Origin of the sequence: Novosphingobium aromaticivorans DSM 12444, assembly GCF_000013325.1 — a bacterium.
GTDB lineage: Bacteria > Pseudomonadota > Alphaproteobacteria > Sphingomonadales > Sphingomonadaceae > Novosphingobium > Novosphingobium aromaticivorans.
In genome coordinates, this window is the sequence record NC_007794.1 from 2072994 (window position 1) to 2089898 (window position 16905).

The 16905-nt window shown below is 63.7% G+C and carries 19 protein-coding genes and 2 tRNA genes; 6 read left to right on the forward strand and 15 right to left on the reverse strand.

Annotation, left to right across the window (positions count from 1 at the left end):
- Nucleotides 1–56: 56 nt before the first annotated feature.
- From SARO_RS09800 to efp, 6 genes are all read right to left on the reverse strand, one after another.
- Entirely contained in the window at nt 57–488 is a 432-nt protein-coding gene (locus tag SARO_RS09800) for a Fe-S cluster protein (protein ID WP_011445603.1), read from the reverse strand.
- Between the two features lies 1 nt (nt 489).
- Nucleotides 490–1044: a CvpA family protein gene (locus SARO_RS09805; protein ID WP_011445604.1), complete on the reverse strand. Its 555-nt coding sequence runs from the start codon at nt 1042–1044 to the stop codon at nt 490–492.
- Nucleotides 1045–1056: 12 nt separating this feature from the next.
- Entirely contained in the window at nt 1057–2424 is a 1368-nt protein-coding gene (gene radA / locus SARO_RS09810) for a DNA repair protein RadA (protein ID WP_011445605.1), read from the reverse strand.
- Between the two features lie 125 nt (nt 2425–2549).
- A tRNA-Leu gene (locus SARO_RS09815) sits at nt 2550–2633 on the reverse strand.
- Nucleotides 2634–2700: 67 nt separating this feature from the next.
- Entirely contained in the window at nt 2701–3525 is an 825-nt protein-coding gene (locus SARO_RS09820; protein WP_011445606.1) for an inositol monophosphatase family protein, read from the reverse strand.
- A gap of 3 nt (nt 3526–3528) precedes the next feature.
- On the reverse strand, nt 3529–4092 hold the full coding sequence (gene efp / locus SARO_RS09825; RefSeq protein ID WP_011445607.1) for an elongation factor P: 564 nt from the start codon (nt 4090–4092) through the stop codon (nt 3529–3531).
- Nucleotides 4093–4202: 110 nt separating this feature from the next.
- Here efp and SARO_RS09830 point away from each other — a divergent pair, with 110 nt between their 5' ends.
- On the forward strand, nt 4203–4592 hold the full coding sequence (locus tag SARO_RS09830; RefSeq protein ID WP_011445608.1) for a hypothetical protein: 390 nt from the start codon (nt 4203–4205) through the stop codon (nt 4590–4592).
- Here SARO_RS09830 and SARO_RS09835 read toward each other — a convergent pair.
- The 3 genes from SARO_RS09835 to thiE form a co-directional block, all read right to left on the reverse strand.
- Nucleotides 4589–6541 carry an OPT family oligopeptide transporter gene (locus SARO_RS09835; RefSeq protein ID WP_011445609.1) on the reverse strand — a complete coding sequence of 651 codons (1953 nt, stop codon included), beginning with the start codon at nt 6539–6541 and terminating at the stop codon, nt 4589–4591. The genes SARO_RS09830 and SARO_RS09835 overlap by 4 nt on opposite strands.
- A 67-nt stretch (nt 6542–6608) precedes the next feature.
- On the reverse strand, nt 6609–7748 hold the full coding sequence (locus SARO_RS09840; protein WP_011445610.1) for a L,D-transpeptidase family protein: 1140 nt from the start codon (nt 7746–7748) through the stop codon (nt 6609–6611).
- A 58-nt stretch (nt 7749–7806) separates the two neighbouring features.
- Nucleotides 7807–8448 carry a thiamine phosphate synthase gene (gene thiE / locus SARO_RS09845; protein WP_011445611.1) on the reverse strand — a complete coding sequence of 214 codons (642 nt, stop codon included), beginning with the start codon at nt 8446–8448 and terminating at the stop codon, nt 7807–7809.
- A 34-nt stretch (nt 8449–8482) separates the two neighbouring features.
- Here thiE and SARO_RS09850 point away from each other — a divergent pair, with 34 nt between their 5' ends.
- A complete protein-coding gene (locus tag SARO_RS09850) occupies nt 8483–8893 on the forward strand; it encodes a hypothetical protein (protein ID WP_143004956.1) in 411 nt (136 codons plus the stop codon).
- A gap of 85 nt (nt 8894–8978) precedes the next feature.
- On the opposite strand, the gene SARO_RS09855 is transcribed toward SARO_RS09850, so the two are convergent.
- The 5 genes from SARO_RS09855 to tkt all read right to left on the reverse strand — a co-directional run bounded on the left by SARO_RS09855 (nt 8979) and on the right by tkt (nt 14732).
- Entirely contained in the window at nt 8979–9884 is a 906-nt protein-coding gene (locus tag SARO_RS09855; RefSeq protein WP_011445613.1) for a fructose bisphosphate aldolase, read from the reverse strand.
- Between the two features lie 185 nt (nt 9885–10069).
- The gene (locus SARO_RS09860; protein ID WP_011445614.1) at nt 10070–11257 is read right to left on the reverse strand and encodes a phosphoglycerate kinase; all 1188 of its coding nucleotides are present in this window, start codon (nt 11255–11257) and stop codon (nt 10070–10072) included.
- Nucleotides 11254–11724: an MOSC domain-containing protein gene (locus SARO_RS09865; RefSeq protein WP_011445615.1), complete on the reverse strand. Its 471-nt coding sequence runs from the start codon at nt 11722–11724 to the stop codon at nt 11254–11256. Before SARO_RS09865 ends, SARO_RS09860 begins: the two co-directional genes overlap by 4 nt.
- A 12-nt stretch (nt 11725–11736) precedes the next feature.
- Nucleotides 11737–12744, reverse strand: a complete 1008-nt coding sequence (gene gap, locus SARO_RS09870; protein WP_011445616.1) for a type I glyceraldehyde-3-phosphate dehydrogenase — start codon at nt 12742–12744, stop codon at nt 11737–11739.
- Between the two features lie 20 nt (nt 12745–12764).
- The gene (tkt, locus tag SARO_RS09875; RefSeq protein WP_011445617.1) at nt 12765–14732 is read right to left on the reverse strand and encodes a transketolase; all 1968 of its coding nucleotides are present in this window, start codon (nt 14730–14732) and stop codon (nt 12765–12767) included.
- A gap of 212 nt (nt 14733–14944) precedes the next feature.
- On the opposite strand from tkt, the gene SARO_RS09880 reads away from it, so the two are divergent.
- The 4 genes from SARO_RS09880 (at nt 14945) to SARO_RS09895 (ending at nt 16520) form a co-directional block, all read left to right on the forward strand.
- Nucleotides 14945–15163, forward strand: coding sequence for a hypothetical protein (locus SARO_RS09880; protein ID WP_041550279.1), 219 nt, complete (start codon nt 14945–14947; stop codon nt 15161–15163).
- A gap of 10 nt (nt 15164–15173) precedes the next feature.
- Nucleotides 15174–15512, forward strand: coding sequence for a cell division protein ZapA (locus SARO_RS09885; RefSeq protein ID WP_011445619.1), 339 nt, complete (start codon nt 15174–15176; stop codon nt 15510–15512).
- 205 nt (nt 15513–15717) lie between these two features.
- Entirely contained in the window at nt 15718–16305 is a 588-nt protein-coding gene (locus SARO_RS09890; RefSeq protein WP_011445620.1) for a 5-formyltetrahydrofolate cyclo-ligase, read from the forward strand.
- The gene (locus tag SARO_RS09895; protein ID WP_011445621.1) at nt 16302–16520 is read left to right on the forward strand and encodes a DUF2842 domain-containing protein; all 219 of its coding nucleotides are present in this window, start codon (nt 16302–16304) and stop codon (nt 16518–16520) included. Before SARO_RS09890 ends, SARO_RS09895 begins: the two co-directional genes overlap by 4 nt.
- Before the next feature lie 69 nt (nt 16521–16589).
- On the opposite strand, the gene SARO_RS09900 is transcribed toward SARO_RS09895, so the two are convergent.
- Nucleotides 16590–16666: transfer RNA gene (locus SARO_RS09900), tRNA-Asp, on the reverse strand.
- Nucleotides 16667–16905 lie beyond the last annotated feature (239 nt).

A 16905-nucleotide genomic window follows, 5' to 3' on the forward strand; every position in this document is an offset into this window, starting at 1 on the left:
TGTTTATGCGGCTGCTCTAGCGAAGCGCCCACTTGCGGAGCAAGCCCTGCAAAACGCTAAGCCAGCGCGGACAGCGCGGCATCCCACGGCAACAGAATTGCCCCGTGACGGGCCGGGAAGGCACGCGCTGCCTCGATCAGGGAGAAACCCGGCCACAACGGAAGGCCGCCTTCCCTTGACAGCCACCGGGCAATTTCGGCGCGCGCGCTTGCTATGTCTGCTTTCGAAAGCCCGGGAATAGAGCGCGCGAACAAGGCCGCAGCGGCCTGCCCCACGGCGCAGGCGTGCGGCCTGAGGGCGAGGCCTTCGACCCGCCCATCAGCATCGAGCGAGAGCGCGATGTCGATGGTGCTGCCGCAACTCCGCGATCGTGCAGACCCTTTCAGCGGCAGCGCATCGTTCCACGGATACTGCGCGAGTTCCATGGCGGCGGCGAGAATCTCGGGGGTGTATAGCCCTTGTCCACCCGACGATGGGCGCGAAGCCATATCAGTCACCCAGGACGGCGGCACGCGCCTTGCGTCGGGCGACTTCGCGCGCCTGATCGGCGGCTTGCTCCCGCCGCTCGGAGATAAGCGTGAGCAATTCCTCGCTCGCCGCATTCAGGAACGGATAGGTCCGGGACTCGACGATCCATTGCGGACGTCCGTTCGCGCCCCAGACCAGATCGTAGCCGAAAACGACAATGGAATAACCGAGGACGACGATAATGAAGCCCTTCACCGCCCCGAATCCGAAGCCGAGGATACGATCGATCGGGCCGATGGCCGAACCTCGGCTGGCGCTGCCCATCCGGCGCGCGATGAAGCGGGTCAGCAGGTAGGGAGCCAGCAAAAGCAGGAAAAAGGCCAGCACGCCCGCACCAGTTTCGGTCGGCAGGTGCGACGCGAGATAGTATGTCAGAGGTTCGTGAAAATAGTGGACCGCGAGCAGCGCAAGGCACCAGGCGGCAAGCGAGAGCACTTCCTCCACGAAGCCGCGAAAGAAGCCGCCGACGGCACCCAGGCCGACGAGGAGAAGGACCACATAATCGAACCCGGTCATTGGCTCTGGACCCTATGAGCCGCCCATGACCCGGTCAATCAGATTTGGCAGCAGCCTGAGCGGCGAATAGCGCAGTCCATCGACCTTTTCCGCACCGGCTTCGGGACCACAGCCCCTTGAAAAACCGAGCTTCGCCGCCTCCTTTAGACGAACCGGGGTGTGGGCCACGGGGCGGACCTCGCCGGCAAGCGAAATCTCGCCGAACCAGATCGATCCGCTCGGCAATGGGCGATCCGACAGGGCCGACACAAGCGCTGCGGCGACCGCCAGGTCTGCCGCAGGATCGGTCAACCGGTAGCCTCCAGCGACGTTGAGATAGACCTCAGCCGAAGAGAAATTGAGACCACAGCGCGCCTCGAGCACGGCAAGAAGCATGGCGAGGCGGCCGCTATCCCAGCCCACGACCGCGCGGCGTGGGGTGGCACCACTGGCAAGGCGGACGGTAAGAGCCTGGATTTCCACCAGAACTGGCCGCGTCCCTTCGAGCGCGGGAAAGACCGCGCTACCGGGCACTTCCTGCTCACGCCCCGACAGGAACAGCATCGACGGATTGCCGACTTCCTCAAGCCCCTGCCCTGCCATGGCGAAAACGCCGATCTCGTCCACCGCGCCGAAGCGGTTCTTCAGTGCGCGGAGGATGCGGTACTGATGGCTGCGTTCCCCTTCGAAGCTCATCACCACATCGACCATGTGTTCGAGCACGCGGGGCCCGGCGATCGAACCATCCTTGGTGACGTGGCCGACGAGAACAAGCGCGACGCCGTTCTCCTTGGCATAACGGATCAGTTCGAATGCGCAGCCGCGAACCTGGCTGACCGTGCCCGGCGCTCCCTCGATCTGGTCGGAGTGCATGGTCTGGATGGAATCGATGACCACCAGCGATGGCGGCTCCATGTTGCCAAGCGTCGTGAGGATGTCGCGAACCGATGTGGCTGCGGCGAGCAGGATCGGTGCCTTGCCAAGGCCCAGGCGATCCGCACGCAGGCGCACCTGATCCGATGCCTCCTCGCCGCTGATGTAGACCGCGCTTCCGCCCGATAGAGCGACCTTCGCCGATGCCTGGAGGAGGAGCGTGGACTTGCCGATCCCCGGGTCGCCGCCCATCAGGATGGCGCATCCGGGGACAAGGCCGCCCCCAAGCGCACGGTCGAATTCGGCAATGCCCGTCTTGCGGCGCTGCGGCAACGCGACCGGCTGGTCGAGCGATACGAAGGCGACGCGTCGGCCGCCGCTCGACAGGTCGTGCTTGGCGGAGAAGATTGTCTCGGGTGCTTCTTCGGCCAGCGTGTTCCACTCGCTGCAATCGACGCACTGACCCTGCCAGCGGTGGGTGACGCTGCCACAAGCCTGGCACACATATCGGCGTTTGGGTTTGGCCATGCCCAGTGCTTATCCGGAACAAATCTGGAACACAAGCTGCGCCCGACCGCTCGAGAGCGATATGTACCCGCTTCCGCACATCGCGACGTCAGCGGGTTCGGAAAAGCATCGACTTACCGAAGGAATGGTGCCCCTGGCCCGACTCGAACGGGCACGTATTTCTACAAACGATTTTGAGTCGTTCGCGTCTACCATTCCGCCACAGGGGCACGCGGGCACCGGCCTTAGCCAGCGCCCGCCGAAAAGGTCAAGCCCGAGGTCGGGCCCAACCCAAGATCATGCGTTGCGCAAGGCGCCAACAAGGAGCTTGTGAAGCTTCGAATGCAGCGCGTCGTTGCCCGCAAGGACGGTTTCATCGCAGATCGGGTGCGACCGCCCCTTGTAGTCAGACACGAAGCCGCCCGCCTCTCGCACGAGGAGGCATCCTGCGGCCGTGTCCCAGGGAGCAAGGCTGCTTTCCCAGAAGCCGTCGAAGCGGCCGGCCGCGACCCATGCCAGATCCAGCGAGGCCGCACCGTTCCGGCGAATGCCGGCGATGCGCGGACCAAGTTCTGCGTAGATACGGATCCACTCGCCCATGTCCCCACGGCCCGCGAACGGAATGCCGGTGGCGATCAGCGCTTCGTCAAGGTGGCGGCGCGCGGAAACCCGCAGACGACGGTCCTGGAGCCAGGCGCCCTGGCTCTTTTCGGCCCAGAAGCTTTCGTCGGTGATCGGCTGATAGACCAGCGCCGCAGTGACTTCACCCCAGCCCTTCCCGTCGAGCGTCGGTTCCTGCACAGCGATGGAGATCGCGAAATGCGGGATGCCATGGAGAAAGTTGCTGGTGCCGTCTAGCGGATCGATGATGAAGCGCGGCTTGCCCGGCTCACCCTCGATCTCGCCACCCTCTTCCATCAGGAAGCCCCAACCCGGACGCGCCGCGCGCAGTTCGTCCCACAGGGTGCGTTCGGCCTGGCGGTCGGCCTTCGAGACGAAGTCGGCCGGCCCCTTCTTGGAGACCTGGAGATGTTCGATCTCGCCGAAGTCGCGGCGCAGGCGTCCACCCGCCTTGCGCGCCGCGCGCTCCATCACGCGAATGAGGCCGGAAATAGCTGCCATCGATCAGTTCGCCTTGCCTACGTAGCTGCGCTCGTAGACGTCGACGACGATGCGGGTGCCGCTTTCGATGTGCGGCGGAACCATCACGCGCACGCCGTTATCGAGGATGGCCGGTTTGTAGGACGAAGAAGCGGTCTGCCCCTTAACCACGGCATCAGCCTCGACAATGGTCGCTTCGACCTGTTCCGGAAGCTGCACGGAAATCGGGCGTTCGTCGTACATTTCGAGGAGGACGGTCATGCCGTCCTGCAGGAACGCTGCGGCATCGCCGAGAAGATCGCTGGGTAGGGTGATCTGGTCGTAGGTCTCGACGTCCATGAATACCAGATCGTCGCCTTCCGCGTAGAGGAACTGGAAATCCTTGGTGTCGAGGCGAACGCGCTCGACCGTGTCGGCGCTGCGGAAGCGGACGTTGGTCTTGCGGCCGTCGATGAGGTTCTTCATCTCGACCTGCATGAAGGCGCCGCCCTTGCCGGGCTGGGTATGCTGGGTCTTTGCGACCTTCCAGATGCCCTTTTCGTATTCCAGGATGTTGCCCGGACGGATGTCCACGCCGCTGATCTTCATGATGGAAAGAGCCTTGCGCTAAAGTAGGAAGGGCGGCCCTTAGCGGTTCGGGCCGTTTGCTTCAAGCGCCCGATTGCCCGGACCGCACCGCGCGTGCTAGCGCGTGAGGCATGAAGCGCACGATGATCCTTTCACTTTGCACCGGGCTGGCCGTCTGCTCCATCGCGGGTTCCGCATACGCGGTCCCGGGTGGAATGCTGCACACATTGCAGCAGGGAACATGGACGTGCGAGGTGCCGGGCGATGCCAACGTCGCGCCGGTTGCAAGGCCGGAAGCAAGCTTCAGGGTCGTGCCGGATTCCAACTACGTCGCCCCAGACGGCAGCCGGGGATCATATCTTCTCCTGGCTGATCGGCTGACCCTGACAAGCGGCCCTTTCATGGGCCGCCGCTTCGTCATGGACGGCGACGGCATCATGCGTGAACTTGATGACGGCGATGCCGAAAGCGGTCTGCGCTGCGTGCACTCCGGCCCGGTCAACATCGCCACACCGGGCTAGGCGGGGTTGCCTCCGTCCCGCCGCATCCGCCAGTATGCATAGGCGATGATCGCGGCAAAAACCGCCACGCCCAGCGGCAAGCTTGCCGGGAAGCCGTCAACTACAGCCAGCGCATCGGGATTGTCGGTCGCCGCGACGATGGCGGCGTAGGCGATGTTGAACAGGCTGTCACCGACGATAAGACCGGTAGCCGTCAGGACGCCCATGCGCTCCGCAAGCTCGGGCGAGGACTGACGCAGGGCCCAGCGATTGTAGAGGTGTCCCAGCACCGTGCCTGCGATGACCAGCATCGTCACCTGCGTTGGCAGGTACATGCCCATTCCCACCGCGAGTGGAGGAAGGGACCGATTGCCCGAGCGCTTTAGCAGTTCGTCCACGAGGATGACGCCGGCACCGATCGCAGCGCCGAGGCCGACGAGGTTCCAGTCGAGACTGCCGCCAAGAACACCCTGCGCAATAGCGGAGATGAGTGCGGCCTGGGGTGCCGACAGCGCGTTCTCCCCTGCCCCCGGAGCGCCCTGGAACCCGAAAGTGGAATTGAGAAGGTCGAGGATCGGCGGGATGACCAACGCACCGAACAGGACGCCGAGGACCAGAGCTATCTGTTGGCGCCATGGCGTCGCGCCGACGAGCTGACCGGTCTTGAGATCCTGAAGGTTGTCGTTCGAAATCGTGGCTACGCCGAAGACGATTGCCGTGACGAATAGCGCAAATGCGACTAGCGCCTTGGTATCGTCGGGATTGGTCGCTTGCCCGAACAGGGCGAGCAGAAGCAGGGAAATACCGAGCGCGGCAAGGATACCAACACCCGAGATAGGGCTGTTCGAAGCGCCGATCAAACCGGCCATGTAGCCACAGACAGAAGCAATCACGATGCCAGCGACCAGCACGTAGACGACCGAAGCGATAAGCGTCATGCCGAGCGCGGCGGCGACGGGGCCTCCGACCGCAAAGTCGGCGAGAAGCAGTGCAATGGGCACCATCGCAAGCAGGATCGTGCCGCCCACGATACCAATTGGAATGTCCCGTTCGGCCAGGTCGAGACTGGCGATGCCGGCGCCCTTCCGCGCGCGATTTGCTGCGATGGCCGATGCAATGCCGCGCACGATGGGGCCGATTACGCGCAGCAGCGTCCAGATGGCTGCAACGCCAATGGTGCCAGCGCCGATGAAACGGATTTTCTGGCGAAACACCGTGCCGACAAAATCGGCCAGTTCTGTCCCGACCGGCGGCCCCCCGGTGGTGAACTGGGGGAGAAGGACGCCGAAGCTAATCACGATGCCGACGAGCATGGCAATGCCCACCGCGATGCCCACCAGATGGCCCACTCCGACGAGCGCGAGCGACAGGCCGCCGAACAGCATCGAGCCTCCGGTCCCGACCTTGAACACCCCGCCAACTTCCTCGGCCGCGAGTTTCATCTTGGCGAGGAGCGGATAGAGCGCGGCAAGCAGGCCGCCCGCAGTCACGGCGGCGAGGCCCTTGCGGTTTTCCTCTTCTCCGCCAACGCCAGCGCCGACCTTCAGCACTTCGGCCGCGGCGACGCCTTCCGGATAGGGGAGGTCCGATCCCGTAACGAGAGCACGGCGCAGCGGCACCGAATACATCACGCCAAGCACGCCGCCGACCGCAATGACCGCGACCGACTCCCAATAGGGAAAGTCGGCCCACCATCCCACCATGACAAGACCGGGCAGCACGAAGACGATTGCCGACAACGTACCTGCGGAACTTGCAATGGTCTGGACGATATTGTTTTCCTGGATGGTTGCCCCGGAAAACGCGCGCAGGACGGCCATGGAAATGACCGCGGCTGGTATGGACGTCGCAAAGGTCAGGCCGATCCGGAGGCCGAGATAGACGTTAGCGGCAGTGAATACGACAGTAAGGATCGCGCCGAGGACGATGCCCCTGATCGTCAGTTCCCGGGGTCCCGAACCTGTAGTCATGCCTGCTCCGCCTGTTATCGCGACAAGGCGCCTGTCTGGCACGGCGGGACCAAAGTGGGAAGGCCCATCACCTTACGAATGAAACCTTCGTCGCGCCGTCGACCATGAGCGCGAGCCGCGCGGCATCCCAATTGGTGAGGCGGACGCAGCCGTGGCTTTCCGTCCGGCCGATGGTCTGCGGCTCCGGGGTGCCATGTATGCCATAGTGCTCCTTCGACAGGTCGATCCACACTACACCCACCGGTCCATTGGGCCCCGGCGGCAGGAGATGCTCGCCCTTGCTGTCGGGGACGTCCCAGAACAGGCTGGCGTCATAACGGAAATGAGGATTGAACGAGGAAGAGTAGATCTTCCAGTTCCCCAACGGCAGCGGATCGTGTTCGGAACCGGTGGTGACGGTGAAAAGCGCGACAAGCTTGTTCGATGCGTCGAAGGCTTTCAGCGTCCCCGCGTGTTCACTCACAACGATGCGCCCCGCCTTGGGCTGGTTCGAACCGACGCCGAGCGAAGCCATGGTTTCGAGTGCGCCCTGGTCCCCGACCGCCACAGGATCGATGGCATCGGCGCCGACATTCGGAACCCTGATCTGCTGGCCCGCACGATAGATCACCGGCGTTCGCCTCGTTGCCTCCACCGCAGCGCTTGACGCAATCGGCTGCTGCACCGGAGGTGCGTTGAGAGCGCGCAGCACTTCAGGCGTAGTATGAAAGCGCTCGGCGAGCTTTTCCTCGAGCGAGGCGTAGCCCAAAGCCTTCAGCTTCGCCTGGGCTGCAGGTTCCTTTGGCAACGGCGCGAACGGACCGTGCGCGAAATCGTCCGGGATGGTGACCAGGCGGGTGGCGGGTATGTTGGACCAGCGGGCGAGCGCCTGCATCGTGGCGCGATCGAAATTGCCAGAGACGGCAATGCCATTGGCTTCCTGGAACCCTTGGACCGCGTTTCGAGTGCTCAGTCCTTCCTTGCCGTCGATGATCCCGGGCGCAAAGCCAAGCCGTTCGAGTACGACCTGTGCCTGCATCACCGGCCGCGGCATGTCCTCGGCCGGTGCGGGCTGGCCGGGCGCAGGATCGCTCGAAGCCATGGGCACGACGAACGCTGGCTTCGCTGGCTGCGCTGCCGCGCTTTTATCGGGAGCGGGGTCCGACTTCTCCGATTGGCAAGCGGCAAGGGCTAGGATGGCGAGCGCGGCAGCTGTGTGGCGTAACATCGAAACTCCGGAACTTGTGCTCCGGATCAATCCTTTGCGCTGCCCGACGTTCCTCGACTTATTGCTCGGTGATGCGCGGGTTTGCGCGGATTGCGTCGAAGAAGGCCGCTACATTGGCTGCCTCGTCCCCGTCCCACACGGCATTGCTGACCGCCAGAAAGTCCGCGCCGGCCCGGATCAACGGGGCACAATTTGCCGGGGTGATGCCGCCAATTGCAACGCATGGAAGTTCGAAGATCGATTGCCACCATTCGAGCAGATCGAGACCCGCGACGTGCTTGGTTTCCTTGGTGCTCGACGGAAAGAATGCGCCGAAGGCAACGTAATCGGCCCCCGCCTCACCCGCATCCATCGCAAGGTGCCGGCTGTCATGACAGGTGACACCTATCTGGGCGTTGCGCCCAAGACGTTCGCGCGCATCCTTCACGTCACCATCCTTCTGGCCAAGGTGGACCCCGTCGGCGCCCAGGCGCTTTGCCAAGCTTATGGAATCGTTGACGATGAACGCCACATCACGATCGGCACAGATGCGCTGGAGCGGTTCGGCCATGCGCGCAGCGGAATGCTCGTCCACATCCTTCACGCGAAACTGGAATGCGGCTACGGGCCCTGCGTCGAGCGCCCGCTCCAGTCGCTCTGGAAAGGTGCCTTCGACGTCGAGAGGCGAGATCAGGTAGAGTTCGGAGGAAAGCTTGGCCATGCGGGCGCCTTATCGCCTCGATCGCCATGCTGCAATGACGGTTCCGGAACGGTTCAGGCGCGTACCGCATTGTGACTGGATGAAAAACGCATTCCTCGCCATCATCCTGCCAATCGCTACGTTAGCTGGTTGCGCCGTCATTCCGCAGGCTGAGCGCAGTGATGGCTTTGCCGGTATCGGCGAAACCACACTTGTCGGAAGCGCCAAAGTGCGCCCCGATGCCGTGCTTGAAGACAGCCGCTGCCCGATGAACGCCCGCTGTGTCTGGGCCGGACGGGTTGTGGTGGACGCCACGGTCACGCGCGGAGGCACAGTGGAGCGCCGCCAGTTCACTCTCGGCGAACCTTCGGACGGCCTCCTGCTTGATACTGTGGAACCAGGACGAACGACCGACAGCCAGCTTGAGGCCGCCGACTACCGCTTTCACTTCAGCGTGGCGCAGTAAGGCACGCAGCAACAGCACAAGCAAAACGCCCCACCCCGGCTGTACCGGCGGCGGGGCGGCCTTTCCGTCCTCTCAAACGGATGTGTCAGGCAGCGACGAGCGTCTTCTGCGTCGAGCCAGTGTAAATCTCGTCAATTGCCGCGCCCAGCGCAGCGTCGAATTCCGCATCGCTCATCTGATGCCGCAGATCTTCGAGGAGCGCACGGCTGAAGCTGGCGATGATGCCATTGTTCTTCGCAAGTTCGACGCACGCTTCGGGGCGCTTGTATCCGCCCGAAAGCGCCACGACGCGCAAAACCTTGGGGTGCGAGACCAGCGGATCGAAAGTGCCAGCAACGACCGGCAGCGAGAGCTTGAGCATGACCTGGGTGCCTTCAGGCAGCGCGTCGAGGTTCTTCAGGATCTCGTCGAGCAGGATCGCGTCGCATTCGGCGCGGGTCTCGCTCTTGATGTTCACCTCGGGCTCGATGATCGGCATCATGCCGTGCGACAGGACCTGCTTGCCCACTTCGAACTGCTGCGCGACCACGGCTGCAATGCCTTCGCGATTGGCCGAATTGATGACCGAGCGCTCCTTGGTCCCGTAGACACCGAGAGCCTTGGACCGCATGAGCAGGTCGTCGAGGGTAGGCATCGGCTTCATGAGCTGGACGCCGTTCGCCTCATCCTCGAGGCCCTTGTCGATCTTGATGAAGGGCACGACGCCCTTTTCGATCAGCGCAGCGGGGACCGGCTTGCCGTCGACCGCCCCGTCCATCGTGCGCTCGAACAGGATGGCTCCGATGACCTTGCTGCCGTCGAATGCGGCCGAACGGATAATACGGGCGCGCATCTCGTGGATCAGGCCGAACATTTCCTCTTCGGAATTCCAGGCCCCCTCTTCGATGCCGTAGCCCTTGAGCGCCTTCGGCGTCGAACCGCCTGACTGGTCGAGAGCGGCAATGAAACCATCGCCAGAGGCCATCTTCGCGGTCATTTCGGTCGTGTTCATCAGCCTGTCCTGTTCTTGCGGAAGGCCCAGAATACGGGCTCCGCATACCTATGCGTAAATCCGCCGGAAAAAGACGCTCGGCAAACCAACCGGGCGTCTGGAATGGCGCATACCTATGCGAGGAAACGCCATAATAAGGCGCGTGCCGCAGTGCAACACGCGCCTCGAAATTTTTATCCCGACCTCTATCCTTCCAGCGCCGCGACGCCGGGCAATTCCTTTCCTTCCATCCACTCAAGGAAGGCGCCGCCTGCAGTCGAGATGTAAGAGAAATCACCAACCACGCCCGCATGGTTCAGGGCAGCCACGGTATCGCCCCCGCCCGCCACCGACACGAGTGAACCTTCCTTGGTCAGAGCTGCAGCCGTGCGCGCCAACGCCACGGTGGCGGCGTCGAACGGCTCGGTCTCGAACGCCCCCATCGGACCGTTCCACACCAGCGTCTTGCAGGTCTTGAGCACATCAGCAAGCGCCTCGACCGCGGCCGGGCCCACGTCGAGGATCATCTCGTCTGCAGCGACCTCATGAACATTGCAGGTCCGCAGGCTCGGCGGGTTTGCGGTGAACTCCTTCGAAACGACCACGTCGTACGGCAGGTGAACGGTGCAGCCCGACTTGTCGGCATTGTCGAGAATTTCCTCGGCGGTGCCGGTAAGGTCGTGTTCGCACAGCGACTTGCCCACGTTCACGCCGCGCGCCGCAAGGAACGTGTTGGCCATGCCACCACCGATGATCAGGTGATCGACCTTGCTGACAAGGTGCTTGAGCACGTCGAGCTTGGTCGACACCTTGGCCCCGCCAACAACGGCTGCCACCGGACGTTCGGGTTCCCCCAACGCCTTCTGCAATGCCTTGAGCTCGGCCTCCATGGCGCGGCCTGCATAGGCCGGCAGCACGTGTGCCAGGCCTTCGGTCGAAGCGTGGGCGCGGTGGGCGGCGGAAAAGGCATCATTGACGTAAATGTCGCCGAGGCTGGCGAAACGCTCGATCACGGCTGGGTCGTTCTTTTCCTCGCCGTCGAAGAAGCGGGTGTTCTCAAGCACGGCAATCGCACCGGGCGTCAGAGCAGCCACAGCGGCCTTGTCGCTTTCCCAGTCGATGTAGCTGACCGGACGGCCCAGTACGTGCGCGAGCGGGGCAGCGAGCTTCTTCAAAGAAAATTCTTCCGACGGCTGGCCCTTGGGGCGGCCAAAGTGCGCCAGCACGAGCACCTTCGCGCCCTTGTCGGACAGCTCGTTCAGCGTCGCGATGGTGGCGCGCAGACGCGTGTCGTCGGTGACCGCGCCGTCCTGCATCGGCACGTTGAGGTCCTCGCGCACCAGCACGGTCTTGCCGGTCAGGTCGCCGATGTCGTCAAGGGTCTTGAAGCTCATTCCTCGATCCTCACTTCGTCGCCGATGGCGATCTCGCCATCTGTCAGGACCCGGCCGAGCACACCGCCGCGCCAGTCAAGCATCAGCGCGAGTTTCAGGCCGGGTAGAATTTCGTCCATGCGGCTGCACGGATCGCATTCGCAAGTTGTCTCGATGCGCAGCGTCGAGCCGATGGCAATGACCTTGCCCGCCTCTCGCGGCAAGCGGATGCCCTCGACCAGGAGATTGGCCCGGCGAACGTGCCAAGGCAGCCATTGATCGGCGGAAAGCTGCAAGGCGGCGAGCGCGGCCTGCCAACTTTCGGCTTCGATCAGGGAAACCTGCCTGCGCCCGGACTTTCCGGGCCGGATCGCGCCGCGCAGGTCACCGCGAACGCCGAGTTCGCGAGAGACCGAAACATGATCGAGCGTCTCGACGGCCCCGCGCGGCCTGTCGTGCCGTGCAATGCCACCAAGACGCCCGCTCATGTCAACCGTTCCTCAGAGGAACTTCGCCATTGCGCCCGCCGTGTCGAGCATGCGGTTGGAGAAGCCCCACTCGTTGTCGTACCACGACAGGACGCGGACCAGCTTGCCTTCGAGCACGGCAGTCTCAAGGCTGTCGATGGTCGACGAATGCGGATCGTGGTTAAAGTCGATCGAAACCAGCGGTTCGTCGGTGTAGCCAAGCACGCCCTTGAGTGCGCCTTCGGCAGCCGCCTTGAGGAGACCGTTGACTTCCTCGACCGAGGTGTCGCGCTTCGGCGTGAAGGTAAGGTCCACGACCGAGACGTTCGGGGTCGGGACGCGGATCGACGAACCGTCAAGCTTGCCCTTGAGGTCGGGCAGAACTTCACCCACTGCAACGGCGGCGCCGGTGCTGGTGGGGATCATGTTCATCGCGGCTGCGCGGGCGCGGCGCGGATCGCTGTGGATCTGGTCGAGGATCTTCTGGTCGTTGGTGTACGAATGGATCGTGGTCATCAGACCACGCTCGATCCCGATCGATTCATGCAGGACCTTGGCCATCGGCGCGAGGCAGTTGGTGGTGCACGACGCGTTGGAGACGATCTTGTGATCGCCGGTCAGCTTGTCGTGGTTCACGCCATAGACGACCGTCAGGTCGACGTTCTTTGCCGGAGCGGAAATCAGAACGCGCTTGGCGCCGGCGTCGAGGTGCTTCTGGCCGCCATCGCGATTGGTGAAAAAGCCGGTGCATTCCAGCGCGATGTCAATGCCGTTGGCTCCGTGCGGCAGGTTGGCCGGGTCGCGCTCGGCAGTCACCTGGATGCGCTTGCCGTTGACGATCAGGTCGTTGCCATCGACCGAGACTTCGCCCGAGAACGCGCCATGGACGCTGTCGCGCTTGAACAGCAGGGCGTTAGCCTTGGCGTCGGCCAGGTCGTTGATCGAAACCAGTTCGAGCCCGCAATCGGGACGTTCGAGAATGGCGCGGGCCACATTGCGCCCGATGCGTCCGAAACCGTTGATCGCAACCTTGATCGCCATGTCAGCTTTCTCCTGTTGAATTACGAAACCCGCGCGAGAATCTGCGGGACAATCTTTTCAGCCGTGAGGCCAAAGTGGTCGAACAGCACTTCGGCCGGGGCCGACGCGCCGAACGTGTCGATGCCGATGGCCAGGCCATCGCCGATGTACTTCTGCCACCCCAGAGTCACGCCTGCCTCCACCGAGACCTTGAGTGCGTCGGCGGGCAGCAGGTCAGCCTTGTAGGCCGCGTCCTGTTCGTCGAACAGTTCCCAGCATGGAACCGAAACGACGTCGGCGCCCAGACCCTTGGCTTCCAGTTCGGCCGCGACCTTGATCGCGACTTCCACTTCCGAACCGGTAGCCAGCAGCACAACCTTGCGGTCGGCCTGCGCGGCAACAAGGCGATAGGCGCCCTTTGCGCTCTTCATCTCGGCGTCGAAGCGGACCGGCGGCAGATTTTGGCGGGTCAGCGCGAGGACCGACGGACGGTCCTTGTTTGCAAGCGCGATAGCCCACGCTTCAGCGGTCTCGATGGCATCCGCAGGACGGAATACCAGCAGGTTCGGGATCATGCGCAGCGACATGACATGCTCGACCGGCTGATGGGTCGGGCCGTCTTCGCCAAGGCCGATCGAATCGTGAGTGAACACATAGATCGCTCGCACGTGCTGGAGCGCAGACATGCGCACGGCGTTGCGACAGTAGTCGGAGAACACGAGGAACGTGCCGCCATACGGGATGATCCCGCCATGCAGCGCCATGCCGTTCATCGCGGCAGCCATGCCGAATTCGCGGATGCCGTAGTAGACGTAGCGTCCGTCATAGCTTTCCGGCGTGAACGGCGCGGTCGACTTTGTCTTCGTGTTGTTCGAGCCGGTGAGGTCAGCCGAACCACCCACCATCTCGGGCACGTTCGCGGTGAAGGCCTCGAGAGCCATCTCGCTCGACTTGCGGGTGGCGACCTTGGGCGGGCTGGCGATCAGCGACTGGATATAGGCGTCGAAACCGGTCTGGGCGGGGAGTTCCCCGGCCATGCGGCGGGCCAGTTCGGCGGCATTGGGATTGGCTGCAGCCCGCTTTTCCCATTCGGCTCGCGCGGTCTTTCCGGCTTCTGCCGAGGAGCGCCAGTTGGCGAGGATGTCGGCCGGGACTTCGAACGGAGCCGCGGTCCAGCCAAGATACTCACGCGCGGCAGCGATCTCGTCCGCACCGAGCGGTGCGCCATGGACGTTGTGCCCGCCCTGCTTGTTGGGCGCACCCTTTCCGATCACGGTGCGGCAGGCAACAAGCGACGGGCGCGGATCGGCCTGTGCTTCTGCCAGCGCGCGTGCGATGTCTGCAAAATCATGGCCGTCGCACGAGGTGACGTGCCAACCCGACGCGGCATACCGGCCAAGAATGTCCTCGCTTGTCGAAAGCGATGTGTCACCGTCAATGGTAATCTTGTTGTCGTCCCACAGCACGTTGAGGCGACCAAGCTTGAGTGTGCCTGCAAGGCCGACCGCTTCGTGGTTGATGCCTTCCATGAGGCAGCCGTCGCCAGCAATGACCCACGTCTTGTGGTCGACCAGGTCGCTGCCGAACTGGGCATTAAGATGGCGTTCGGCCATTGCGAAGCCGACTGCCATGGCAAGCCCCTGCCCGAGCGGACCGGTGGTGCATTCAACGCCGGGAATAAGGAAGTTCTCGGGGTGACCGGCGCAGACGCTGTCGAGCTGGCGGAACTTGCGGATGTCGTCCATCGTCGGGCTTTCGTAGCCCGACAGGTGAAGCAGCGCGTAGATCAGCATGGAGCCGTGGCCGGCCGACAGAATGAAGCGGTCCCGATCCGACCACTTCGGCGCGGCGGGATCGTGCTTCAGAAACTGCGTCCACAGCACCGTCGCGACATCGGCCATGCCCATCGGCATGCCAGGGTGTCCCGAATTCGCTGCCTGGACCGCGTCCATGGCAAGCGCACGGATCGCGTTGGCCATGGGCGCCAGCGCGGTGGTTTCGCGTGTCATGCTTGAAAAAGCCCTTCCTTGTCCGTGCGGCCACACCGGCAAGTGCACGAATTCCGATGATTCGGAGCGGGGCCTCTTTGGTCACCACTGGCTTCATGGTCAAGGCTGGCCCGGGCGTTTCTGGGGCCCCGAAACGCTTGTCCAGCGCTGTCTACCGATCTTTCCCGTGCCGCAGGTTGCGATGATTGGCTAATGTGGTAGCGTGCGCGACCATGGCGACGGAAGCATTGGACGCCGCGCTGGACCGGCTTGAGCAAGCGCTCAAGCGGGTCGAGGGGGCGATTACGGAACAGGACAGCCGCGGGGCTGCCACGCATGATGACGCGAGCCAGGAACTCGCGATCCTGAAAGTGCGCCACCGCAGACTGAAGGACACGGTAGCGCAGGAACTGCGACAGCTGGACCTGCTCCTGGCCGGACTGCCCAAGTGAAAGACGTCCGATGAGCAACATCAATCTCGAGATCGGCGGCAGGCAGTTCGCCGTATCCTGCGCCGATGGCGAGGAATCGCATATCGAGATGCTCGGCCGCATGATCGACGATCGCGCCCGGCGCATGGGTGGAGCGCAGAGCGAGACGAGAATGTTGCTGTTTGCCGCCCTCATGCTGGCAGACGAACTCCACGAAGCGCATCGGCAAGCGCCCGCCCCTCAGCCCGTGATCGAGCCGGTCCCGGCACCGCCTGCCATCAAGGAAGAAACGGTCGCGCGCGTCCATCTCCTGGCGGAGCGGATCGAAAAACTTGCGCTTGCCCTTGAGCAGGACCCTGCAAGCGCCTAAATCATGTGGTGACGGGATCTGCCCGGCACGAGCCGCATGAACATCCCTGAGGCTATAAGCAATCCAAGGGGGCTGCCCCTGTCCGGGACCCTGGTCCCAGGCAAGCGGTCCCCACCTGACGTCGAGGCGTCAGAGGATTTTCCGAGCAAACGACCCATGGTGGGCCCGTCACCCTCCCCTTTTGCATGAATTTTCGGAGCACCGCGTGGAAGGCAAGAATGCGCTGCGCAAGGAATTGAGGGCGCGGCGCAATGCCCACGTGGCGGCGCTCGACCCGCGCGTAAGGGCGCTGATGTTCATGCGCCCGCCCTCCCCGGTGACCGCACTGGTTCCCCAGGATGCAACCGTTGGCGTCTACCTTGCCGGGCCCGGCGAGGCCCCTGCCACAGCCTATGCCCGTCATTTCCACGAAGCCGGACACAAGATCGCCCTGCCCTGGTTCGCGGACCGCGATTCGCCGATGCAGTTTCGCGAGTGGTCCTCACCGTGGGTGGACGAATTGCTTGAGCCGGGCCCATGGCAGAGCATCGCTCAACCGCAGGCGAGTGCTCCTGTCGCAAAGCCCGAGGTGGTCTTCGTCCCCCTTGTCGGATTTGACGCCGAAGGCGGACGCCTTGGGCAAGGTGGCGGGCACTACGATCGATGGATCGAGGCTCATCCGGCGGCGGTGCGCATCGGGCTTGCCTGGGATTGCCAGCTGGTCGACCGCCTTCCCCGCGAAACGCATGACCGGGCGCTTCATGCGGTGGTAACGCCGACGCGAATCTACGGACCGTGGGAGCAGGACAAGTGAAGCAGGACTATCGACCAACCTGGCGCAAGCCCGTCGGCATTCTCGGCCTGGTGTTGGCCCTGGTGGTCTATGCCTTCGGGATTGCCGCCCTGTCGGGGACGATCGGCAAGTGGCACGTGTTGGTGCAGACGGTCGTCTACGTCGTGCTCGGCACGATCTGGCTTCTGCCGCTGCGACGCTTCCTGATCTGGATGGAGACGGGCCGCTGGGGCTGAACGCGCGTGGCGCCGGGGGCAAATGCCACCGACGCCCGACGCATCTTCGAAAAGAAGAAATTCCCAAGGTGGCGCGAGTGACGGGGCTCGAACCCGCGACCTCCGGCGTGACAGGCCGGCACTCTAACCAACTGAGCTACACCCGCGTGCCCCTTGGGAGCCGCGCCTCTATGGCAGGTCCGCCGACCTGTCAACGGGCTTCAAAGCGGGAATTTTTCCACAGCGCGGAACCAGCCATTCCGCAATCGTCGGCGCAAGGAATTGAAGCCATCAAAGTGACCGCGCGCCACATGTAAACCACGCCGGACCGCTTCACCCAGCAGCCCCGACAAACGGTGGTGGGATGGCCGGCGGTGGTGGGATGGCCGGCGGTGGTGGGATGGCC